The 23,245-nt window shown below is 35.7% G+C and carries 18 protein-coding genes and 2 pseudogenes; 17 read left to right on the top strand and 3 right to left on the bottom strand.

Annotated features, from left to right (window positions below; translation table 11 throughout):
- Positions 1-62: 62 nt before the first annotated feature.
- The gene (rny, locus tag HMPREF2846_RS10090; RefSeq protein ID WP_002480732.1) at positions 63-1,622 is read left to right on the top strand and encodes a ribonuclease Y; all 1,560 of its coding nucleotides are present in this window, start codon (positions 63-65) and stop codon (positions 1,620-1,622) included.
- 120 nt (positions 1,623-1,742) lie between these two features.
- Here rny and HMPREF2846_RS10085 read toward each other — a convergent pair whose 3' ends face one another.
- Positions 1,743-2,738, bottom strand: coding sequence for a YeiH family protein (locus HMPREF2846_RS10085; RefSeq protein ID WP_023015671.1), 996 nt, complete (start codon positions 2,736-2,738; stop codon positions 1,743-1,745).
- 122 nt (positions 2,739-2,860) lie between these two features.
- Between HMPREF2846_RS10085 and HMPREF2846_RS10080 the strand changes: the two genes are divergently transcribed.
- Positions 2,861-3,691, top strand: a complete 831-nt coding sequence (locus HMPREF2846_RS10080; RefSeq protein ID WP_002480734.1) for a LysR family transcriptional regulator — start codon at positions 2,861-2,863, stop codon at positions 3,689-3,691.
- Positions 3,692-3,795: 104 nt separating this feature from the next.
- Here the strand turns inward: HMPREF2846_RS10080 and HMPREF2846_RS10075 are convergent, their stop codons facing one another.
- Positions 3,796-4,014 (bottom strand): hypothetical protein, encoded by a 219-nt coding sequence (locus HMPREF2846_RS10075; RefSeq protein ID WP_002480735.1) that lies wholly within the window; start codon positions 4,012-4,014, stop codon positions 3,796-3,798.
- 270 nt (positions 4,015-4,284) lie between these two features.
- On the opposite strand from HMPREF2846_RS10075, the gene HMPREF2846_RS10070 reads away from it, so the two are divergent.
- From HMPREF2846_RS10070 to thiW, 13 genes and pseudogenes are all read left to right on the top strand, one after another.
- On the top strand, positions 4,285-5,082 hold the full coding sequence (locus tag HMPREF2846_RS10070; RefSeq protein ID WP_023015669.1) for a TIGR00282 family metallophosphoesterase: 798 nt from the start codon (positions 4,285-4,287) through the stop codon (positions 5,080-5,082).
- A gap of 114 nt (positions 5,083-5,196) precedes the next feature.
- Positions 5,197-6,972, top strand: coding sequence for a 2-oxoacid:acceptor oxidoreductase subunit alpha (locus HMPREF2846_RS10065; protein WP_070626569.1), 1,776 nt, complete (start codon positions 5,197-5,199; stop codon positions 6,970-6,972).
- A complete protein-coding gene (locus HMPREF2846_RS10060) occupies positions 6,959-7,825 on the top strand; it encodes a 2-oxoacid:ferredoxin oxidoreductase subunit beta (protein WP_002480738.1) in 867 nt (288 codons plus the stop codon). Before HMPREF2846_RS10065 ends, HMPREF2846_RS10060 begins: the two co-directional genes overlap by 14 nt.
- Positions 7,826-8,030: 205 nt before the next feature.
- Entirely contained in the window at positions 8,031-8,549 is a 519-nt protein-coding gene (locus HMPREF2846_RS10055) for a type II toxin-antitoxin system YoeB family toxin (protein ID WP_002480739.1), read from the top strand.
- A gap of 88 nt (positions 8,550-8,637) precedes the next feature.
- Positions 8,638-8,928 (top strand): thiamine-binding protein, encoded by a 291-nt coding sequence (locus HMPREF2846_RS10050; RefSeq protein WP_002480740.1) that lies wholly within the window; start codon positions 8,638-8,640, stop codon positions 8,926-8,928.
- 171 nt (positions 8,929-9,099) lie between these two features.
- Positions 9,100-10,822: pseudogene (gene opp4A / locus HMPREF2846_RS10045) on the top strand (oligopeptide ABC transporter substrate-binding protein).
- A gap of 64 nt (positions 10,823-10,886) precedes the next feature.
- Positions 10,887-11,867, top strand: coding sequence for an ABC transporter ATP-binding protein (locus HMPREF2846_RS10040; protein WP_083309999.1), 981 nt, complete (start codon positions 10,887-10,889; stop codon positions 11,865-11,867).
- Positions 11,868-11,879: 12 nt separating this feature from the next.
- A pseudogene (locus HMPREF2846_RS10035) lies at positions 11,880-12,866 on the top strand (ABC transporter ATP-binding protein).
- The gene (gene opp4B / locus HMPREF2846_RS10030; RefSeq protein WP_070626567.1) at positions 12,863-13,831 is read left to right on the top strand and encodes an oligopeptide ABC transporter permease; all 969 of its coding nucleotides are present in this window, start codon (positions 12,863-12,865) and stop codon (positions 13,829-13,831) included. The pseudogene HMPREF2846_RS10035 and the gene opp4B overlap by 4 nt, the downstream one beginning before the upstream one ends.
- A 12-nt stretch (positions 13,832-13,843) precedes the next feature.
- On the top strand, positions 13,844-14,743 hold the full coding sequence (opp4C, locus tag HMPREF2846_RS10025; RefSeq protein WP_023015663.1) for an oligopeptide ABC transporter permease: 900 nt from the start codon (positions 13,844-13,846) through the stop codon (positions 14,741-14,743).
- A 122-nt stretch (positions 14,744-14,865) separates the two neighbouring features.
- On the top strand, positions 14,866-16,407 hold the full coding sequence (gene miaB, locus HMPREF2846_RS10020) for a tRNA (N6-isopentenyl adenosine(37)-C2)-methylthiotransferase MiaB (RefSeq protein ID WP_070626566.1): 1,542 nt from the start codon (positions 14,866-14,868) through the stop codon (positions 16,405-16,407).
- Entirely contained in the window at positions 16,407-16,763 is a 357-nt protein-coding gene (locus tag HMPREF2846_RS10015) for a YlbF/YmcA family competence regulator (RefSeq protein ID WP_002480747.1), read from the top strand. The genes miaB and HMPREF2846_RS10015 overlap by 1 nt, the downstream gene beginning before the upstream one ends.
- Positions 16,764-16,796: 33 nt before the next feature.
- Positions 16,797-17,294, top strand: coding sequence for an energy coupling factor transporter S component ThiW (gene thiW / locus HMPREF2846_RS10010; protein ID WP_002480748.1), 498 nt, complete (start codon positions 16,797-16,799; stop codon positions 17,292-17,294).
- A gap of 155 nt (positions 17,295-17,449) precedes the next feature.
- On the opposite strand, the gene HMPREF2846_RS10005 is transcribed toward thiW, so the two are convergent.
- Positions 17,450-18,397, bottom strand: coding sequence for a glycerophosphodiester phosphodiesterase (locus tag HMPREF2846_RS10005; protein ID WP_002480749.1), 948 nt, complete (start codon positions 18,395-18,397; stop codon positions 17,450-17,452).
- Positions 18,398-18,673: 276 nt separating this feature from the next.
- On the opposite strand from HMPREF2846_RS10005, the gene mutS reads away from it, so the two are divergent.
- Complete coding sequence (gene mutS / locus HMPREF2846_RS10000) at positions 18,674-21,277, top strand: DNA mismatch repair protein MutS (RefSeq protein ID WP_070626578.1); 2,604 nt, start codon at positions 18,674-18,676, stop codon at positions 21,275-21,277.
- Between the two features lie 12 nt (positions 21,278-21,289).
- Positions 21,290-23,239, top strand: a complete 1,950-nt coding sequence (gene mutL / locus HMPREF2846_RS09995) for a DNA mismatch repair endonuclease MutL (RefSeq protein ID WP_070626565.1) — start codon at positions 21,290-21,292, stop codon at positions 23,237-23,239.
- Positions 23,240-23,245: the final 6 nt, after the last annotated feature.

Here is a 23,245-nt window from a genome sequence, read left to right as displayed (position 1 = left end):
CATATAATCATATTGAAATTGATATACAAATAAACAAAATCCTAGAAAAAGGAGGTGTTTGTGTGAATTTATTAACCCTCCTACTCATTTTGCTGGGTTGTATTCTAGGAGTTGTTGTAGGGTATATAGTTGCCCAAAAAGTTTTGCACGATAAACAAGTGCAAGCAAAACAAACTGCAGATGATATTATCAATCAGGCGAACAAAGAAGCAGAGAATCTCAAGAAAGAGAGATTACTTGAGGCGAAAGAAGAAAATCAACGTTTAAAAGAACAAACAGAAAATGAACTTCGAGAAATACGTGGAAATCTTCAAAAACAAGAGACCCGCCTTCTTCAAAAAGAAGATAACTTAGAGCGTAAGTCTGATCTATTAGACAAAAAAGATGAGATTTTAGAGCAAAAAGAATCGAAAATTGAAGAAAAACAACAACAAGTAGATGCAAAAGAGAGTAGTGTTCAATCCATAATAATGAAGCACGAACAAGAATTAGAACGCATCTCCGGTCTCACACGTGATGAAGCAATCAAAGAACAGTTTCAACGTGTTGAAGAAGAACTGTCACAAGATATTGCAGTACTTGTTAAAGAAAAGGAAAATGAAGCGAAAGAAAAAGTTGATAAAACCGCAAAAGAATTGTTGGCAACAACGGTTCAACGCTTAGCTGCTGAACATACTTCAGAGTCAACAGTATCGGTAGTCAACTTACCGAATGATGAAATGAAAGGTCGTATTATTGGCCGTGAAGGTCGAAACATTCGTACTTTAGAAACATTGACGGGTATCGATTTAATTATAGATGATACACCAGAAGCGGTTATATTATCAGGCTTCGATCCTATTCGACGAGAAATTGCACGCACAGCTTTAGTCAACCTTGTTTCAGACGGTCGGATTCATCCGGGTCGTATCGAAGACATGGTAGAAAAAGCACGTAAAGAAGTAGATGATATTATCCGAGATGCTGGTGAACAAGCTACATTTGAAATTAACGTTCATAACATGCATCCAGACCTAGTTAAAATACTCGGTCGACTTAAATTCAGAACAAGTTATGGCCAAAATGTCTTAAAACACTCAATCGAAGTTGCACATTTATCAGGAATGCTTGCAGCTGAACTTGGTGAAGACGTGACATTGGCAAAACGTGCTGGTTTGTTACATGACGTTGGTAAAGCGATTGATCATGAAGTAGAAGGCAGCCATGTCGAAATTGGTGTAGAACTTGCGAAGAAATATCATGAAAACGAAACAGTTATTAATGCGATTCATTCCCACCACGGGGATGTTGAACCAACATCAATTATCTCTATCCTAGTTGCTGCAGCAGATGCTTTATCAGCAGCGCGTCCAGGTGCTCGTAAAGAGACACTTGAAAATTATATCCGAAGATTAGAACGCTTAGAAGCACTATCTGAAGGTTATGAAGGCGTAGAAAAAGCATTTGCGATTCAAGCAGGTCGTGAAATCCGTGTGATTGTATCACCAGATGACATCGATGACTTGAAAGCACATCGCCTAGCAAGAGATATTAAAAAACAAATAGAAGATGAACTACAGTATCCAGGACATATCAAAGTGACAGTTGTTCGTGAGACGAGAGCAATTGAATATGCAAAATAATTTTTGAAACCAACAGAACCTTGGGCTAGAGATAGCTCAAGGTTCTTTTATATACAAATAAACTATCCCTTCAGCTTTTGAATGAGCTCAAGGGATAGTTTCATTTAATTCATATTAAATTTATATATGCAGCATACTTAGAGTCGCAAAAGTTAATGCGGATAATATAATAGATGCGATTACAATTGCTATTAATGGTTTGCCGGCACGATCTTTAATATCTTTTAAGGCAACATTCAAGCCCAATCCAACCATTGCCATTATGATGAGTAATGTTGCTAAGAAATTTAATACTGCCATTAAAGGTTCTGGCAATGGTAAATACGTATTAATCAGTGCAGCAATAATAAAACCAAATAAGAAATATGGAATTTCTATTTTAGCTTTTTGTGCACTATGTTGTGATTTGTATTTCATGATTGCGAGTAAAATCAAACTGACTGGAATCAATAGAAATACACGTCCGAGTTTTGCGAGTAGTCCGATTTTAAGTGAAGCTTCTCCCGCAAATCCAGCAGCTAATACGACATGCGCAATTTCATGTAAACTACTGCCTGACCATGCGCCATATAATTGTGGCGCAATATTAAAGATAGATGTAATAACAGTGTAGGCTAATGAAAAGAGTGTTCCGATTAATGCGATAATGCCCACACTTAATGCTGTGTCTTTCTCTTTCGCTTTTAGAATTGAAGAAGTTGCGGCAATAGCAGCTGCACCGCAAATTCCTGTTCCGATTCCTAATAGAAGACCGATATCACGATCACCTTTAAGCCATTTGTTTAATAAGAAAATAAAACCGATACTAAAAATAACTACACCGATATCCACGAGTAATAATGTACGTCCTTGTGTAATGATTTCGTTAATATTTAATTTAAGACCATACAAGACAATCGCAAATTTCAAAAGCTTTTTCGCTGAAAATTCAATGCCAGGTCTAAGTGTTTCCGGATATCCTTTAATATGTCGATAAACAATCGCAAATAAGATCGCAATAGTCAATGCACCTACATTTGCGAGAATCGGCAACTTCGCTAACAACATACTGATGAGTGCGATAACCAGAGTAAAGAGTATCCCTAGTATGAAAGGTTTTTGTCTAAATGTTGTCATAGTCATGCCTCCTTAAAATTAAGGTTATCATTGGCTGACTATAACGTTAAATAAATATTTGGTATAGCGCTCATAACAAATTTGTTATAATAGTGAAAAGTCAAAGAGTCGGAGGACGTACAATGGATCCTTTTAAAGTATTAATTGAAGTCGTAAAAACGAGAAGCTACACGAAAGCAGCACAAAACTTATATACCTCGCAACCTTCAATCAGCCGAGATATTAAACGCTTAGAAAGTGACTATGACGTGAAGGTATTTGAATTTAAACATTCGAACATGCGACTCACAACTGATGGTGAAACTTTATTTCGATATGCGATACAAAAACAGCGACTTGAAGATCGTTTGAGAAAAGATTTAAAACAAGCACCTCATACAATTTCAGGAGAACTAACCATTGGCAGCAGTTACACTTACGGAGAATATCGATTGTCTGAACATCTCGCAGACTTGGCACTAAAATATCCTAAATTACACATTCATGCGAGATTAGATAACTCAGAACATATTATTGAACATCTTAAACATAATAGTATCGATGTAGGTATTGTAGAAAAAGAAATTCAAGACAATGCGTTAAATAAAATTAAAATTGAACATGATGAGTTAGTTTTAATTCGTAGAAAAGGGCAAGTGTTTGAACAAGCTTCAACGTTTTATATTAGAGAAAGAGGCTCAGGTACGCGTGCATACCAAGAGAAGGGGATTGAGAAACTTGGCTTAGATGATATCTTTTTAGTTGAAATGAATAACACCACACTGATTAAAAATATGGTGCGCAGTGGTATGGGAATATCTATTGTTTCCTCTTCAGCACTGACTCCTTATGATCATCAATATTTAAGCGTAGTACCTGTAGATATACAACGTGATTTTTATTTGTTTACACATAAGAATAAATACATTGATGATAATCTAAGCTTATTGATAGAACATTTGAAGAAGCAATAAAAAGTTGAACATAAAAAAGAAGTTAAGCATATTTTGCTTAACTTCACGTGTTTCATGTGTCAGTGTATATCACTGCATTGCTTTTATTTTTATAATCGTTGTCTTTATTTAGATAAAAGTAAATCTGTTTGTTTTACTTCTTTAAGTACTTCGCATGTATCTAAAGCGTTTGAAGATAATTGTGCGTATCTTTCAGCTAAACGATAAGCATTAACATAAAGTTCTAAAGCTTCTTTTGCGATATCTTCAGCATCCTCACTTTTTGACGGATTTGATTGAAGTACTAGTTCTGCGAACTTTTCGGGATCAATATTAATTGACATTGAATAACGACATCTCCTATAAATTTGATAGACAAATCATAACATACAAACACACCCTGAAAAAGTAAAACTTCTAGTCGAAAATTGACAGATTTTTTACAAATACAACAATGTGATGTATGAATGACTTAATTACTTTTACCCGCTCTACATAGAATTAAAGATGAAGTTATTAAAACTTAAAAGAATCTTTGATTTCAGAACGCGATTGATACTTTTCAATTGATGCTTTTTCCATTAAACTAACTAATATGAGAGGATGAAGGAACGTTGAGAATATTATTTATCGGCGATATCGTAGGTAAGGTAGGACGTCAGGCAATCACGACGTATCTTCCTAAATTGAAACAACATTACCGTCCGACTGCGACAATTGTGAACGCTGAAAATGCGGCACACGGCAAAGGACTGACTGAAAAAATTTATAAACAATTATTACGTGAAGGCGTAGACTTTATGACGATGGGCAATCATACGTATGGTCAGCGTCAGATTTATGAGTTTATTGATGATGCGAAACGTATGGTCAGACCTGCGAACTTCCCTGATGAAGCACCAGGTGTCGGCATGCGTTATATGCAAATTAATGACACAAAACTTGCTGTTATCAATTTGCAAGGACGCGCTTTTATGCAAGATATTGATGATCCATTTAAAAAAGCAGATGCTTTGATAAAAGAAGCGCAAAAAGAAACGCCTTATATTTTTGTAGATTTTCATGCGGAAACAACATCAGAGAAAAATGCGATGGGCTGGTATTTAGATGGCCGCGCAAGTGCTGTAGTTGGAACGCATACACATATTCAAACTTCAGATAACCGTATTTTACCTCAAGGTACAGGTTACATTACAGATGTCGGTATGACTGGCTTCTATGATGGTATTTTAGGTATTAATCGTGATGAAGTCATTTACCGTTTTATCTCAAGTTTACCGCAACGTCATGTTGTACCTGACGAGGGAAGAGAAGTTTTATCTGGTGTAGTTATTGATTTAGATAAAAATGGTAAAACCAAAAAGATTGAACGGATTTTAATTAACGAAGATAACCCATTCGAAATGGTCTGATAGGGTATCGTCCGTTAGTATGAATTTCACTTAAAACCACTGTTATCATAGTAATACAGTGGTTTATTTTGTTATGATGATAGATGAATTATATTACAGGAGGCAAAGCTAGGTATGAAATCACAAGTATCTTGGAAAGTAGGCGGACAACAAGGTGAAGGAATTGAATCGACTGGAGAAATCTTTGCCACAGCAATGAACCGTGAAGGGTATTATCTCTACGGATACAGACATTTCTCAAGCCGTATTAAAGGCGGACATACCAATAATAAAATCAGGGTATCAACAACACCTGTACATGCGATCAGCGATGATTTAGATATTCTAATCGCATTTGATCAAGAAACGATTGAATTAAACCATCATGAAATGCGTGATGACAGCGTAATTATTGTAGATGCAAAAGCAAAACCGTCTCGTCCTGAAAATTGTAAAGCCCAACTGATCGTACTGCCTTTTACAGATATCGCAAAAGAGTTAGGTACGAAATTAATGAAAAACATGGTCGCAATTGGTGCAACATGTGCCATTATGGATTTAGATATCAAATCTTTCGAATCTTTAATTGCGAATACATTCGGTAAAAAAGGCGAAAATATTGTAGACATGAACGTTCAAGCGTTACATGCAGGCTATGAAGCTATGAAAGAAGAAATGACAGACTTAAAAGGTGACTACCACCTTGAAGCAAGCCAGTCTGAGCCGCATTTATATATGATTGGTAACGATGCGATTGGTTTAGGTGCGATTTCAGCGGGTTCTAAATTTATGGCTGCTTATCCGATTACACCAGCATCAGAAATCATGGAATATATGATTGAAAACTTACCAAAAGTAAATGGTGCAGTTATCCAAACAGAGGATGAAATTGCGGCTGCGACAATGGCTATCGGTGCAAACTATGCAGGTGTCCGTGCATTTACAGCATCAGCAGGACCTGGCTTGTCGTTAATGATGGAATCTATCGGGTTATCAGGTATGACTGAAACGCCGTTAGTGATTGTGAATACACAACGTGGCGGTCCATCAACAGGCTTACCGACAAAAGAAGAACAATCTGACTTAATGCAGATGATTTATGGTACGCATGGCGATATTCCTAAAATTGTCGTAGCACCGACAGATGCTGAAGATTCGTTCTATTTAACAGTTGAAGCTTTCAACTTAGCTGAAGAATACCAATGCCCAGTCATTATCTTAAGTGATTTACAATTAGCATTAGGTAAACAAACTGTTGAACAATTAGATTTCAGTCGTGTAGAAATTAAACGTGGCGAGTTGCTGCAAAGTGATATTGAAAGAGATGAAGATGATAAATCTTACTTCAAACGTTATGCATTAACAGCAAGCGGTGTATCACCACGACCAATTCCAGGTGTTAAAGGCGGTATTCATCATGTGACAGGTGTAGAACACAGTCCAGAAGGTAAACCTAGCGAGTCTGCACAAAACCGTCAAGAACAAATGGACAAACGTATGCGTAAGACAGAAAAGTTATTAATCAATGAACCTGTGATTGACGATCAACCGTATGATGAAGCGGATATCTTATATATTGGTTTCATTTCAACAAAAGGTGCAATTCAAGAAGGTAAAGCACGTCTTGAAGATGAAGGTATTAAAGTCAATCATTTACAAATTAAACAATTGCATCCGTTCCCTAAACAAATTGTGCAAGAAGCGGTAGATAAAGCGAAAAAAGTAGTTGTTGTTGAACATAACTATCAAGGACAACTTGCGAATATATTAAAAATGAATGTGAACGTCCATCAAAAATTAATCAATCAAACGAAGTATGATGGTACACCATTCTTACCACATGAAATTGAAGAAAAAGGTTTAGAAATTGCCAAAGAAACTGAAGGAGTGGTTACAGGTGGCAACATTTAAAGATTTTAGAAATAACGTTAAGCCTAACTGGTGTCCAGGTTGCGGTGACTTCTCAGTCCAAGCAGCGATTCAAAAAGCAGCTGCAAATGTAGGCTTAGAACCAGAAGAAGTAGCATTAATTACAGGTATCGGTTGTTCAGGTCGTTTATCAGGCTATGTTAACTCATATGGTATGCACGCGATTCACGGTCGTGCTTTACCGATTGCGCAAGGTGTTAAAATGGCCAATAAAGATTTAACAGTGATTTGTTCAGGCGGTGACGGAGATGGTTATGCGATTGGTATGGGTCATACCATTCATGCATTACGTCGTAACATGAACATTACGTACATCGTTATGGATAACCAAATTTATGGTTTAACTAAAGGACAAACATCACCATCATCAGCACCTGGCTTTGTGACAAAAACTACACCAAAAGGCAACATTGAACAAAACGTCGCACCGTTAGAATTAGCATTATCATCAGGTGCAACATTTGTAGGACAAGGTTTCTCAAGTGACATCAAAGGATTGACTGCTTTAATCGAAGAAGCAATCAACCATGATGGTTTCTCATTTGTGAACGTTTTCTCACCATGTGTGACTTATAATAAAGTAAACACGTATGATTGGTTTAAAGAAAATCTTGTATCTGTTGATGAATTAGAAGATTATGATCCATCAGATAAAGGTAAAGCAACACAAGCAGTTATCAATCATGAATCATTGCTGACAGGTATTGTATATCAAGATAAAGAAACACCTTCTTATGAATCACAATTAGAAGTGATGAGCGGAGAAGCTTTAGCTAAGCAAGATATCAACATTGACCAATCACAATTTGATGAACTAACAAAACAATTTATTTAAAATACAAAATAGCCTTCATATTCTTCAAATAACGGGTATAAGTTATTGTAAGGGTATGAAGGCTTATTTATGATTCTGAAAATATATTTATATGATTATTTTGTATATCCATTAAATTGAGATTGACTAAAGTTTAAAATAAAAGTTTGGCATACCGCTTAATCAGGGTAATGTTTAAATAAGTCGCATTTAAGAGGTGTACAAAATGAAGAAAGAGATAAACGGAAATGAAACTCCTATGACACAAGAGCACTTATTAAATAAAATTGCACATAATTACTTAGAAGGACAGCAAGTAGATCCTTCAAATGAACATATAATTGAAAATGAAACACCACAAGGGTATGATGCACGCATTTATTTATTAAAAAACGAAGCCAATCGAAAACATTTAGCACACTGTATTAGAGATTATATCAATGGACATCTCGTAAAAGTGTTAGTAGACGATCATTTATTAATCGATTTTACGGAAACAGCAAATAATGATCATACCCATTTCAAAAGTTTAAATGGAGAATTAATCAAACATTTTAATCGAGCAATCAGACAAATTAAAGGTGAAATTCCTTTTGATGAAGATAATCATCCTGTGCCTCTATATGTTAGACGAATCAGTGAAGGTGGTTTTAAAGTTTTGAAACTTGATGAAATCCACCGCCTAGTCTATAAAGAAATTGATCATCGCCTCATTATTATCAGCTGTTATTACCACACTGTATGATTTCCATAAAACTAAGATAGAATATTCGATAGAAAATATAAATTTTGATACAGTAAAGTTAATGAAATAGTGAAAAGAGGTTTGAAAGATGCAAGATACATTGATGAGTATTCAAGTATTACCTAAAACACCCAATGGTGAAGACGTTATTCCATATGTTGATGAAGCGATTTCTATTATTGAACAATCTGGATTAAAATTTAGAGTATCGCCATTAGAAACAACCGTTCAAGGCACAATGAGCGAGTGTTTAATTTTAATTCAAAATATTAATGACAGAATGGTCGAACTAGAAGTACCAAGTGTCATCAGTCAAGTGAAGTTCTATTATGTACCGACTGGTATTACAATGGAAGATTTGACCGCAAAATATGATTAATAAATATTATTTGCTAAAGCATTCCTAATTACAGGAGTGCTTTTTTGTTTTATCAAACAACCTAATTATAAAAATAATAAAAAATAGAAGCGTCATTGACACAATAGTCTGAATATTAATATAATAATTTCATATAAGCGGCATAGAGATAACAGCAAGAGGAGGAATTATATGAAGAAACGATGGTTTAAGTTAGCGATAGTTTTACTATCACTGTTATTAGTACTATCAGCATGCGGCAGCAAAAAGTCGGATTCTAATAATACTAAGGGTTCAAGCAGTACGGGCAAGAGTGACAAAAAAGGCGGTACATTAAATATTGGTACAGGTGCACCACCAGAAGGTAACTTCTCTGGTATTTATGCAGCATCAGTCACTGATTCAGGTGTTATCGGATTATTCAGTGATGGATTATTCAAAATGGATGATCATTTACAATTAGAACCAAACTTAGTGTCATGGAAAGAAATCGAACCTGCTAAGAAATATAAATTCACATTGAAAAAAGGTGTGAAATGGCAAGATGGTAATCCATTAACAATCAATGACTGGATTTTTCACATTAGAAACATTAGCAAATCCTGACTACGATGGTCCACGTTATGACAACGTAGATTGTATCGAAGGGGCACAAGCGAAAAAAGAAGGTCAAGCGGATACAATTTCAGGTATCAAAAAAATTGATGACTACAATGTAGAAATCACATTCAAAGAGAAAAAAGTTAATAACTTATTGAAAATTTATGCTGGCGATTTATTGAGTGAAAAAATCTTTAAAGATATTCCAGTTAAAGATATGGCGAAATCAGACGCTGTTCGTAAACACCCAATCGGTTATGGACCATTCAAAGTTAAAAAAATCGTAGATGGCGAATCAGTACAATTTGAGAAAAACAAAGATTACTGGAAAGGTGAACCAAAACTAGACAAAATCAACTATAAAGTTGTAGACCAAAATGCGATGGTTAAAGCTCTTCAAAACGGCGACATCGACATGGTAGGTCAAGGTACACCACCAATGGCGAAACAAGTCAAAGACTCTAAAGCAGACAACATTAAAATATTAACAGCACCATCAACACAATACCAAATTATCGGATTTGTATTAAACAAATATGATAAAAAAGCAATGAAAGTCGGAGAACCACTTCCTAAATACCAAGATGTACGTTTAAGAAAAGCAATGGATTATGCGATCAATAAAGATGAATGGATTAAAGCATTCATGTATGGTTACGCTAAACCAACGAACTCATTAATTCCAACAAGTCACTGGGTATCTCAAGGTAATAAAGGCTTAGAAGACTATAGCTACAATGTTAAAAAAGCGAAAAAATTATTAGATGAAGCAGGATATAAAGATAGAGACGGCGATGGTTTCAGAGAAGACCCTAAAGGTAAAAAATTCGAAATCAGCTTGAAACACTATGCAGGTGCAAACCCAACATTTGAACCAAGAACTGCAGCACTTAAAGGTTATTGGGAAAAAGTTGGTTTGAAAACTAAAGTCAGCATGGTTGAATTCAGTAAATATAATGCAGATTTAGAAAAATCAGACGGTAGCGTTGAAGTTTATTTCAGAGGATGGCAACAAGGGGCTGACCCAGATCCATCAGGTTTATATAAATCAAATGCATTATGGAATGAATCACGTTACAACAACCCAGAATCAGATAAATTATTAGCAGAAGCTACTGATTTTGATGTTGTAGGAAACGACAAAGAAAAACGTAAAGATATCTACTTGAAATGGCAAAAACTTTGGAATAAAGATGTTCCAGTTATCCCTCTTGTAGAACTTGAAGATATTACTTTAGTTAGCAATAAAGTTAAAAACTTTGAAGTTTCATTCAAAGGTTCTAACCCTGCAAATGAATGGACTGTAGAAAAATAATTTTGCATGAAAAGCCTCGATTATTTTCGAGGCTTTTTCTAAGCAAAAAAAGGGAGTGTTGAAATTGACATCGAGGAATATTTTAGAAATAACACAATTAAAAACCAGCTTTTACATAAAGAAAGAATGGCATTCTGCAGTTAATGATATTAATTTGTCAGTTGAAGAAGGGGAGATTCTTGGGATCGTAGGTGAATCAGGATCAGGTAAATCTGTAATAAGTTTATCTGTGATGCAGTTATTACCAGAAAAAATTGCCAAGATTGAAGAAGGAGAAATCGTCTTTAAAGGTAAGCGTGTCGACAACATCAGTGAGAATGACTATAACCAACTAAGAGGTAAAGAACTCTCAATGATTTTCCAAGAACCGATGACAGCTTTAAATCCAGTATTTACAATTGGTAATCAGCTTACTGAAAAAATCATGCTGCATTTGAAATTGAATAAATCAGAAGCGAGAGCCAAAGCGATTGATTTGCTGAACCAAGTAGGTATTCCGCGTGCCGCAGAAGTCATTGATAACTATCCGCATCAATTATCAGGGGGGATGAGACAGCGTGTCATGATCGCATTAGCTATTTCTTGTAGTCCTGATTTGTTAATCGCTGATGAGCCTACCACTGCCTTAGACGTTACAGTACAAGCCCAAATTTTAGAGTTGTTACGTAAAATCAGAAAAGAAACGAATATGTCTATCATCTTCATTTCGCATGACTTAGCTGTTATCTCAGAACTCTGTGACCGCGTTGCCGTAATGTATGCCGGTAATATTATTGAAACTGGCACGACAAATGAAATTTTCAAATCTCCGAAACATCCTTATACACAAGCTTTAATCAGATCGATACCTAAATTAGACAGTGATGTTGAAAAATTAGAAGTCATTGAAGGTAGTGTCCCTTCACTTGTAAATATGCCGAAAGTAGGATGTAAATTCGCAAATAGATGTCCGCATGTTATGGATATCTGTAAAACTGAAAACGTCGCTTTAAAATCGATTGACGCAAAACATAAAGTCGCTTGTCATTTATATGACGAGCAATAATGGAGGAACGATATGGATAAAAAGACAATCTTAGAAGTAAACAATCTTAAGCAATATTATCCAATTAAAGGTGGATTTTTTCGTAGAACAATCGGTCAAGTTAAAGCAGTAGACGGTATCAGTTTTAAAATTAATGAAGGAGAAACAATGGGGCTTGTTGGTGAATCAGGCTGTGGTAAATCGTCAGCAGGACGCAGCATTTTAAGATTACAGACACCGACAGATGGTACTGTTTTATTCGATGGCGAGGATATCACAAAGATTTAAGGTAGAAAGTTGAGAGAAGCGAGACAAGGTTTTCAAATGGTCTTTCAAGATCCTTATGCATCATTAAACCCGCTTCAAATGGTCGGCGATATCGTCGCTGAACCGATTAAAAACTATCATAAAATATCTAAAGAAGAACTCGAAAAAGAAGTCAAAGCACTGCTTGTCAAAGTAGGTCTAAATACAGAAGACTATTACAAATATGCGCATGAATTTTCAGGGGGTCAAAGACAAAGGGTCGGTATTGCACGTGCACTCGCTTTAAAACCAAAACTTATCATTTTAGATGAACCTGTCAGTGCGTTAGATGTTTCTGTACAATCTCAAGTTTTGAACTTATTAGATGATTTGCAAGAAGAGTTTAATCTCAGCTATTTATTTATCGCCCATGACTTAAGTGTCGTAAAGCATGTGAGTGATTACATTGGAGTTATGTATCTCGGACACATTGTAGAACAAGGTCCGTCAGATGAAATTTATAACAATCCTAAACATCCGTACACACAAGCTTTGATTTCAGCTATTCCTGAAATTGATCCAGAAAAAAGAAAAGAACGTATTTTATTAACAGGTGATTTACCTTCTCCTGCCAATCCACCGACAGGGTGTCCATTCCATACCCGTTGTCCGATTGCTCAAGAAGCGTGTAAAACAACTAAGCCAAAGTATAAAGAAGTCAGTCAAAATCATTTCGCAGCATGCTTATTGATTGAGGAAGAGGTGGAAAAATGATTCAGTTAATTGTTCGTCGTTTATTATTGATGATTCGGTTATTATTCTTAATTTCAATCGTTATCTTCGGTATTGCGAAAATGCAGCCGGGTGATGCTTTTACAGGATCTGTAACGTCAACTGATAGTTCAGCATCTAAATATATTGAACAACAAAGAAAAAAATTAGGCTATGATCAGCCGATTCATGTGCAATATATGAAATGGGCTGAAAAAATCGCTCAAGGTGATTTAGGTGAATCTGTACGATTCAAACGTCCAGTTTTAGATTTAATTAAAGAAAGAATGCCAAACACAATTACACTAGGTACATTAAGTTTGATATTTACTTATATTTTAGCGTTTCCGCTTGGTATTGTTTCAGGACGGAAACCGTACTCACCTTTAGATTATTCTATACAAATCGCGAACTATTTCTTACTCGCGTTACCTTCATTTGTAGCGGGTGTGTTCGCAATTTATTTATTTGCTTTCCAATTAAACTGGTTCCCATTCCAAGGCTCAGTGACGATTGGTTTGGAAGAAGGTACATTCCCGTACTATATGAGTAAAATTTATCATGCCTTATTGCCTGCATTGATTCTAGGTATTATGTCGACAGCAGGTTACGTACAATTCTTAAGAAATGATATTATCGAAAATTCACGTAAAGACTATGTCAGAACAGCACGTTCAAATGGTATTTCAGAAAACAAAATTTACAACAAACATATTTTAAGAAACTCAGTCATTCCGATTGTGACATTCTTCGGTGGAGATGTGTTATCTATCTTCGGCGGGGCTGTAATTACAGAAACGATTTTCTCTTATCCTGGTATCGGTAAATTATTAATTGAAGCAATCAGCGGTAAAGACTATCCATTAATGATGGCATTACTTTTATTCTTTGCATTTTTAGGACTATTAGCGAACTTAATATCCGACATCACATACAGTATTGTAGACCCTAGAATTAAGAGCAACTAAGGAGGAGAAAACATGTCTAAAAAATCAAAAACGAAACATGAAAGTTATTCACCGCTGAAAACAGCCATGATTCACTTCACACATAATAAATTAGCAATGACAGCGCTGATTACATTAATTGCGATATTTGTGATTTCAATGTTATCTCCACTGCTTGCGCCGTACGATCCAAACTTACAAAATTTGGTTTATATTAAAGGGGATATGTCACCAGAACACTGGTTAGGCACAGATGCCGGTGGACGTGATATTTTAAGTCGTCTGCTTTATTCTGGTCGTGTCTCTATGGTCTTTGGGATTGTGACAACTGCCGGAATTTTAATCATCGGTTTGATTGTCGGAATGATTTCAGGTTACTATGGCGGCAAAGTAGATACCATTTTAATGCGTTTTACTGAGTTTGTTATGTTGTTCCCATTCATTCCATTCGCAATCGTATTAAATGCGACATTCAGTGACAAAATCAAAAACCCATATGGCTCAGCATTTATTTTAGCAGCTGTAATCATTACCTTATCATGGGTTGGGATTGCCAGATTAACTCGTGGTAAAGTCATGCAGGAAAAAGAAAATGAATATTTCTTAGCGGCAGTTTCAATTGGAACACCTGTTTATAAAATTATGTTAAAACACTTACTTCCAAATATTTTAAGTGTCATCATTGTACAAGCAACATTATTATTTGCGGTACAAATCGTGGCAGAAGCTGGTTTAAGTTTCCTTGGTTTCGGTATTGCGAAAACAACACCGACATGGGGGAATATGTTATCGGATGCGCAAGAAGCGGATGTATTAAGCAGTAAACCATGGATTTGGATGCCACCAGCGATGATTATTACGATTACAATTTTATGTATCAACTTCGTGGGTGAAGGATTAAAAGATGCTTTGAACCCTAAATCTAAACACTAATCAAAGAGTCGGTCACATTGACCGGCTTTTTCTTATGAGAACAAGAATCATTTTGCACTTTTATGATAAACCATATATAATGTAATAATGATAAATCGGGGATATAGAAAGGATTTTGCGAAGTGAATGAAGAACAAAGAAAAGCAGGTTCTTTAGACGTCATTGCTCAACGAAATAAAAAAGAAAAAGATTATAGTCAGTACTTCGAAACAGTGTATCAACCTCCTAGTTTAAAAGAAGCCAAAAAACGCGGTAAAGAAGAAGTAAAATATAATCGTGATTTCCAAATAGATGAAAAGTTTAAAGATATGGGTAAAGGCCGTACGTTCTTTATTAAAACATACGGTTGTCAAATGAACGCACATGACACAGAAGTAATGGCAGGTATTTTTGAGGCACTTGGTTATACGCTAGCAGACGACATGTTGAAAGCGGATGTTATTTTACTGAATACTTGTGCAATCCGTGAGAATGCGGAGAATAAAGTGTTCAGTGAAATCGGTAATTTAAAACATTTAAAACGCGATCGTCCAGATTGTTTAATCGGCGTTTGCGGTTGTATGTCACAAGAAGAATCAGTAGTAAATAAAATCTTAAAATCATTCCAAAATGTGGACATGATTTTCGGTACGCATAATATTCATAAACTGCCTGAAATTTTAGAAGAAGCTTATTTATCTAAAGCAATGGTCATTGATGTATGGTCAAAAGAAGGCGATGTTATTGAAAACTTGCCTAAAGTACGTGATGACTATTTCAAAGCTTGGGTCAATATTATGTACGGTTGTGACAAGTTCTGTACATATTGTATTGTTCCGTTTACACGTGGTAAAGAACGTAGCCGTAGACCAGAAGATATTATTGAAGAAGTACGTGATTTAGCACGTCAAGGTTATAAAGAGATTACATTATTAGGACAAAATGTTAACTCATATGGTAAGGACTTACAAGATATTGAATATGGTTTAGGCCATTTATTTGAAGATATCGCTAAAATTGATATTCCACGTGTTCGCTTCACAACAAGTCATCCATGGGACTTCACAGACCACATGATTGAAGTTATTGCCAAAGGCGGCAATATTATTCCACATATTCATTTACCGGTACAATCTGGTAATGATGCCGTACTTAAAATTATGGGACGCAAATATACACGTGAAAGTTATTTAGATTTAGTAAATCGTATCAAAGCAGCAATTCCAGATGTTGCGTTAACAACAGATATCATTGTCGGTTATCCAAATGAAACTGAAGAACAATTTGAAGAGACTTTATCACTATATGATGAAGTTGAATTCGAACATGCGTATACGTACCTTTATTCACAACGTGATGGTACACCAGCAGCACGTATGAAAGATAACGTGGCAACTGAAGTGAAGAAAGAACGTTTACAACGTTTGAATAAAAAAGTCGGTTATTATTCAGAACGTGCCTTAAAAGCATACGAAGGTGAAGTGGTCACTGTACTATGTGAAGGCAGCAGTAAAAAAGATGAAAATGTTTTAGCAGGTTATACTGAGAAAAATAAACTTGTCAATTTCAGAGGACCTAAAGAAGCAATTGGTCAATTAGTGAAAGTGAAAATTGATGAAGCGAAACAATATTCTTTAAACGGTACATTCTTAAATATTGTGGAAGCTGAAGCGGTTGAAGCATAATGTACGATAAAGCAGAGATTATCGCTAAGGCACAAGCACTCAGTGATCAAATAAAAGCTTTAGAAACCGTTAAAGAATATCAAAAAGTTGAACAACAAATACATCGTAATCATCATATCGATGCGTGGATGGCTGATTTGAAACAACGACAAAAGCAATCAGTCAATTTGCAGAACTACGGCAAAATGGAAGCTTTCAAGCGTAGTGAAGCAGAGATTGCGGAGATTCAACAAAAAATCAATGCGTTGCCGATTGTGACAGAGTTTCGTGATGCCCAAGCAGATGCGAATGATTTATTGCAGATGATGATTAATACGATGGCTGATCAGTTAAATGCAGCGCACCACAAGCAGTAACTTTAAATTATAAGTGAAAGGGCGTTTTTTATTGTGAATGTAAGAAAGCTTACACTGACTTCAATGTTTATCGCCATTAATGTGGTTTTAAGCAGTTTGATTGTTATCCCTATTGGACCGATTAAAGCAGCACCGATTCAGCATATGATTAATGTGCTATGCGCTGTATTTGTAGGACCGTGGTTTGGATTGGCACAAGCCTTTCTATCTTCTGTAATTAGAATGATGTTCGGCACAGGATCTGCTTTTGCGTTTCCTGGCAGTATGATTGGTGTATTGTTGGCAAGTGCACTTTACCGCTACCGTAAACATTTATTTATGGCAGCTATCGGTGAAGTCATCGGTACAGGATTAATCGGAAGTTTTATGTGTATTCCATTAGCATTCGTACTCGGTTTACAACATTTTGCGATTAAACCTTTAATGGCAGCCTTTATTACTTCAAGTGCTGTCGGTGCTTTTATCAGCTATGTTGTATTAATGATATTATTTAAAAAAGGCAAACTCTCTCGTTGGTTGCCTAAAGATTAATAAATAAGACCCCATTTGTTTCTTAAATGAAGTGAATGGGGTCATTGTTATATCTTGTGGTTTTTATAACTAAATATTGTTTTAGTCATAGAAAGAAAATACTAGTAAACTGTTAGAATCTCATACATGAAATAACTATATGTGGTCAATTAGTACTATTTTTGATCACGTAACTGAATATACTGATCGATATAATTTGAAAATGCACCATCTACACCTGCATTCAGCAATGCTTGCATCTCTGGTTGTGTATTTACTGTATATGGATGAACAAGTAAGTCGTGACGATGTGCTTTGTCGACATTTTGTGGTGTCGCATCATGATACTCAGGGCCGACACCTTGTGCATAAGATGAAATAAAGTCTAGTTGTTGATCAGTATAAGCGGATAATTGACCAATATCTGTTAGTTGAATAAGCGGAATATGGCTATTTAAGCGTTGCATCTTCAGTAAGCTTTCTTGTGAGAAGCTTTGAATCACAACTTGTCCGTTTTTTAGTTTTGCAGGAGTTAATAAGCCATGTTGATTCAGTGTTTGAAGTAATTTTTCTTCCATACCTGGATACACATCTGGTGACTTTGTCTCGATATAATAATTAGTATCTTGACCATAACGATTTAAAATCTCGTCAAGCGTCGGAATTTTTGCGCCTTCATATTCAGGTTTCGCATATTGTGGATTTTCAACGTTAAACCAAGTACCGACATCCATTTGTTTCAGTTGTTCTGTCGTATAATTTTTGACGGGACCATGGAATTTTCCACCAGTTGTACGATCTACCGTTTCATCATGCATCGCGATAAGATTGCCGTCTTTAGTCATCTGTAAATCTAATTCAATATAGTCTGCGTTAAGTTCATGTTTCGCTTTGTCATATGCGAAGAAAGTATGTTCAGGTGCATAACCACTCGCGCCACGATGTGCAATTGAAACATTTTGATTTAAGATGTTATGCGGATGATTAGACATATTTTTTGTAGATTGGTTATGCGCATTTGAAGCTGGACCGATAGTGTCGGTGCTCGCATAAGAAGCTTGGGAAGTTGCGAGAAGTGCAGTAGAAATCATGAGAGTAGAAAAAATAGTTGATTTAATTTTCATATGTATTCATGCTCCTTTGTTTAAGATATTTTCATGATAGCTTAAGATTTAAGGGGAATTGCACATATTTACTATAAGTTTATAAAAGTTAACTATAGTTTTATGATTTATTATTATTTTTAAAATTAGATTAAAATTACAGTGTAAAGACGATACTCGTTTGTGAGAACATAATTTGTTAAAATAGATGAGTTAAGACAAGTGAAAAGAATATGAATTTCCTATACAATCACTTATAATGATTAAACCTAAAATTAGAAGGAATGATTGAAAATCATGACAAATGTAACGCCGATGATGCAGCAATATTTAAAAATTAAATCACAATATCAAGACTGCTTACTGTTTTTCAGACTAGGCGATTTTTATGAAATGTTTTATGAAGATGCTAAAGTCGCATCGAAAGTGTTAGAAATCACGTTGACGAAGCGTGATGCGAAAAAAGAAAATCCGATACCCATGTGCGGGGTGCCGTATCATTCAGCAGAAAGCTATATCGAAACTTTAATTGATAACGGCTATAAAGTGGCTATTTGTGAACAAATGGAAGATCCGAAGGTTACAAAAGGCATGGTACGCCGTGAAGTCATCCGCGTCGTTACACCTGGTACGATTATGAACCAGGGCGGTGTTGATGAGAAACAAAACAACTATATTTTAAGCTTCGTCAGAGAAAATGGTGGCATTGCGTTAAGTTATTGCGATGTTTCTACTGGTGAATTAAAAGTGACACACTTTAAAGATGAAAGTATGTTGCTGAATGAAATCACAACGATTAATCCAAATGAAATTGTGACAGCAGAAACAGTAGAAGAAAACTTAAAACAACAAATGTCGCTTGCGACTGAAACGTTGACTGTTGTAGATGATATCACGAATCAAGACTATCCAGTGAATCAAGTAGAAGATGACCTGATGCATCGTGCTGTACAAGTCTTATTAGATTATATTCATCACACACAAAAACGAAACTTAGATCATATTGAAGATGTCAAAGTGTACGAAGCAGTAGACTTTATGAAAATGGATTATTATGCGAAACGTAATTTAGAGTTAACAGAAAGTATCCGTTTGAAGTCTAAAAAAGGTACTTTATTATGGCTGATGGATGAAACGAAAACTCCGATGGGAGCACGTCGTTTAAAACAATGGATAGATCGGCCATTAATTTATAAACAAGCTATTAATGAACGTTTAGATGCAGTGTCTCAATTGATAGACCGCTTCATCGAACGTGATACACTCCGTAATTACTTAAACCAAGTCTATGATATTGAACGCCTTGTGGGACGTGTCAGTTATGGTAACGTCAATGCACGTGATTTAATCCAATTGAAGCACTCAATATCTGAAATTCCGAATATCAAAGCTTTACTAGATGAATTTGATCAACAGCTGCCAGAACAATTCAGACAGCTAGAACCTTTAGATGATTTACTCGATTTATTAGAACAAAGTATCGTGGAAGAGCCTCCGATTTCTGTAAAAGATGGTGGTTTATTTAAACAAGGCTTCAATGAACAGCTTGATGAATATTTAGAAGCGTCAATTAATGGGAAACAATGGCTTGCGCAACTTCAAGCAAAAGAACGAGAACGTACTGGCATCCGCTCATTAAAAATCAGCTTCAACAAAGTATTCGGTTACTTTATCGAAATTACGCGTGCGAATCTAAAAGACTTTGAACCTGCTGATTATGGCTATACACGTAAACAAACTTTATCGAATGCGGAACGTTTTATTACTGACGAATTAAAAGAAAAAGAAGATTTGATTTTAGGCGCAGAAGATAAAGCGGTTGAATTAGAGTATCAATTATTTGTGAAATTGAGAGAAGCAGTTAAAACTTATACTGAACGTCTTCAAAAACAAGCAAAATTAATTTCAGAAATTGACTGTCTTCAAAGTTTTGCGGAAATCGCGCAAAAATATAACTACGTCAGACCTGAGTTCAGTGAAGATAAAACATTGAACTTAGTCGATTCACGCCATCCAGTGGTAGAACGTGTGATGGATTATAATGATTATGTACCTAATGATTGTTACTTAGATGACGAACAATTTATTTACTTAATTACTGGACCGAATATGTCAGGTAAATCAACATATATGCGTCAAATTGCGATTATCAGTATTATGGCGCAAATGGGGGCATATGTTCCATGTGGTGAAGCGGTCTTACCGATTTTTGACCAAATCTTTACACGTATCGGTGCAGCGGATGATTTAGTTTCAGGTAAAAGTACGTTCATGGTAGAAATGTTAGAAGCACAAAAAGCCTTAACTTACGCGACTGAAGACAGCTTGATTATCTTCGATGAAATCGGTCGTGGTACTTCTACATTTGATGGTTTAGCATTAGCTCAAGCCATGATTGAATATGTAGCACAAACGTCTCATGCGAAGACTTTATTCTCTACTCACTACCATGAGCTGACAACATTAGATCAATCGTTACCATGTCTTAAAAATGTACATGTCGCAGCAAATGAATATCAAGGCGAATTGATCTTCCTGCATAAAGTCAAAAAGGGTGCAGTAGATGACAGTTATGGTATTCAAGTTGCGAAATTAGCAGACTTACCTGATGAAGTGATTGACCGTGCACAAGTGATTTTAGATGCCTTTGAAGCAAAAGATAAACCACAGCCGCATATTCCGACGAATGAAACATCAGAAATGCAGGTGGCTGAAAGCACAGAAGAAACAAAACAGTCTAAAGGAAATGAAGCAGAGTTCTTCCAAGGTACCTTTGACTTATTTGATAGTGCGCCGAAAGAAAGTGCGATAGAAGCGGAATTGAAACAACTTAATATTTCTAATATGACACCGCTTGAAGCATTGATTAAATTAAACGAATTACAAAATCAATTAAAATAGAGGTGACGAATCATGGGCAAAATTAAAGAATTACAAACTTCACTCGCTAATAAAATTGCGGCGGGTGAAGTCGTAGAACGTCCTGGATCAGTCGTCAAAGAATTACTCGAAAATGCCCTTGATGCACAAGCAAGTGAAATTAATATAGAAGTTAAACAGTCTGGCATTGAATCTATTCGTGTTGTAGATAATGGAACAGGTATAGAGGAAGATGACTTGAAGTTAGTCTTTCATCGTCATGCGACGAGTAAGTTAAGTGAAGATAACGACTTATTCCATATAAGAACATTAGGCTTTCGTGGTGAAGCCTTGGCCAGTATTTCTTCTGTAGCAAAAGTGACATTAAAAACATGTACAGACGGACAAAACGGTCATGAAATTTATGCAGAAGATGGCGCAATTTTAAACCAAAAGCCGGCGAAAGCGAAACAAGGGACAGATATTTTAGTAGAATCCTTGTTTTATAATACGCCAGCACGTTTGAAATATGTGAAGAGCTTGTATACAGAATTAGGCAAGATTACAGATATCGTCAACCGTATGGCCATGAGTCATCCAGATGTGCGTTTCACTTTAGTTTCAGATGGTAAAGTGCTGATTAAAACAAATGGTTCTGGACGTACGAATGAAGTGATGGCAGAAATATACGGTATGAAAGTGGCTAAAGATTTAGTACATATTACAGGTGATACGAGTGATTACCACCTAGAAGGTTATGTCGCTAAACCAGAACATTCACGTAGTAACCGTCACTATATTTCTATTTTTATCAATGGACGTTATATTAAGAATTTCATTTTAAATAAAGCCATTTTAGAAGGGTATCATACGTTGCTGACAATCGGCCGTTATCCTATTTGTTATATCAATATTGAAATGGATCCAATTTTAGTAGACGTCAATGTGCATCCTACAAAATTAGAAGTCAGACTTTCTAAAGAAGAACAATTATATGATTTAATTGTCGAAAAAATTAGAGATGCGTTTAAAGATAAAATCTTAATTCCACATAATGATGAAAATAAATTGTATAAAAAGAACAAAGTGTTGGAATCATTTGAACAACAGAAATTAGATTTTGAAAAAAGAAACCAGCAACAATCTACTCAAACTTCGAATGATTTGCCTACCTTTGAATCTGAATCTGAAGCTTCTAATGAACAGGTCTCTGAAAAGAATACATCAGCTTCAGATTATCAAGCGTATCAAGAGATGCAAAAAGCAATGTTGTCTGATTTAGAAGAAAAAGATAATCAATCTGATAATAACGATGCATTATTAAATAAAACTGAAGCTACAACACATACACCAGAAGAAGCAGCGTATGACGCACAACCAACACCAGATGTTCGTGAAACACAAAACGCGCAACCTAAACACCGTGTGCCATATATGGAAGTAGTCGGCCAAGTTCATGGGACATATATTATTGCGCAAAATGAGACTGGCATGTTTATGATTGATCAGCATGCGGCACAAGAACGCATTAAATATGAGTATTTCCGTGAAAAAATTGGAGAAGTAACGAATGAAGTTCAGAATTTATTAATACCGTTAACATTCCATTTTTCAAAAGATGAGCAAATGATTATTGATGAGTTCAAGGATGAATTAGATAAAGTAGGGGTACATTTAGAACCGTTCGGTGCGCATGACTATATCGTGAATAGTTATCCTGTCTGGTTCCCTAAAGCAGAGGCAGAAGAGATTATTCAAGATATGGTAGAGTATGTGTTAGAACATAAAAAAGTAGAGATTAAGAAGATTAGAGAAGAAGCGGCCATCATGATGAGCTGTAAAAAATCTATTAAAGCCAATCATTATTTAAGAAATCATGAAATGGCGGACTTAATTGATCAGTTGAGAGAAATGGAAGACCCATTTACTTGTCCGCATGGTCGTCCGATTATCATCAGTTTTTCAAATTATGAAATGGAGCGTTTATTCAAACGTATCCAGTAAAGGAGA

The organism is Staphylococcus sp. HMSC056G08, from assembly GCF_001812305.1.
In the GTDB taxonomy this organism is placed as follows: Bacteria; Bacillota; Bacilli; order Staphylococcales; family Staphylococcaceae; genus Staphylococcus; species Staphylococcus simulans.
Note: the sequence above shows the minus strand (reverse complement) of the source record. Positions and strands in the feature narration are given on the sequence as shown.

Excerpts from the sequence above, each read along its gene's own strand:
- HMPREF2846_RS10085 (WP_023015671.1), bottom strand. The coding sequence starts at position 2,738 with ATGACAACATTTAGACAAAAACCTTTCATACTAGGGATACTCTTTACT.
- HMPREF2846_RS10080 (WP_002480734.1), top strand. The coding sequence starts at position 2,861 with ATGGATCCTTTTAAAGTATTAATTGAAGTCGTAAAAACGAGAAGCTAC.
- HMPREF2846_RS10075 (WP_002480735.1), bottom strand. The coding sequence starts at position 4,014 with ATGTCAATTAATATTGATCCCGAAAAGTTCGCAGAACTAGTACTTCAA.
- HMPREF2846_RS10065 (WP_070626569.1), top strand. The coding sequence starts at position 5,197 with ATGAAATCACAAGTATCTTGGAAAGTAGGCGGACAACAAGGTGAAGGA.
- HMPREF2846_RS10055 (WP_002480739.1), top strand. The coding sequence starts at position 8,031 with ATGAAGAAAGAGATAAACGGAAATGAAACTCCTATGACACAAGAGCAC.
- HMPREF2846_RS10050 (WP_002480740.1), top strand. The coding sequence starts at position 8,638 with ATGCAAGATACATTGATGAGTATTCAAGTATTACCTAAAACACCCAAT.
- opp4B (WP_070626567.1), top strand. The coding sequence starts at position 12,863 with ATGATTCAGTTAATTGTTCGTCGTTTATTATTGATGATTCGGTTATTA.
- opp4C (WP_023015663.1), top strand. The coding sequence starts at position 13,844 with ATGTCTAAAAAATCAAAAACGAAACATGAAAGTTATTCACCGCTGAAA.
- HMPREF2846_RS10015 (WP_002480747.1), top strand. The coding sequence starts at position 16,407 with ATGTACGATAAAGCAGAGATTATCGCTAAGGCACAAGCACTCAGTGAT.
- HMPREF2846_RS10005 (WP_002480749.1), bottom strand. The coding sequence starts at position 18,397 with ATGAAAATTAAATCAACTATTTTTTCTACTCTCATGATTTCTACTGCA.
- mutS (WP_070626578.1), top strand. The coding sequence starts at position 18,674 with ATGACAAATGTAACGCCGATGATGCAGCAATATTTAAAAATTAAATCA.
- mutL (WP_070626565.1), top strand. The coding sequence starts at position 21,290 with ATGGGCAAAATTAAAGAATTACAAACTTCACTCGCTAATAAAATTGCG.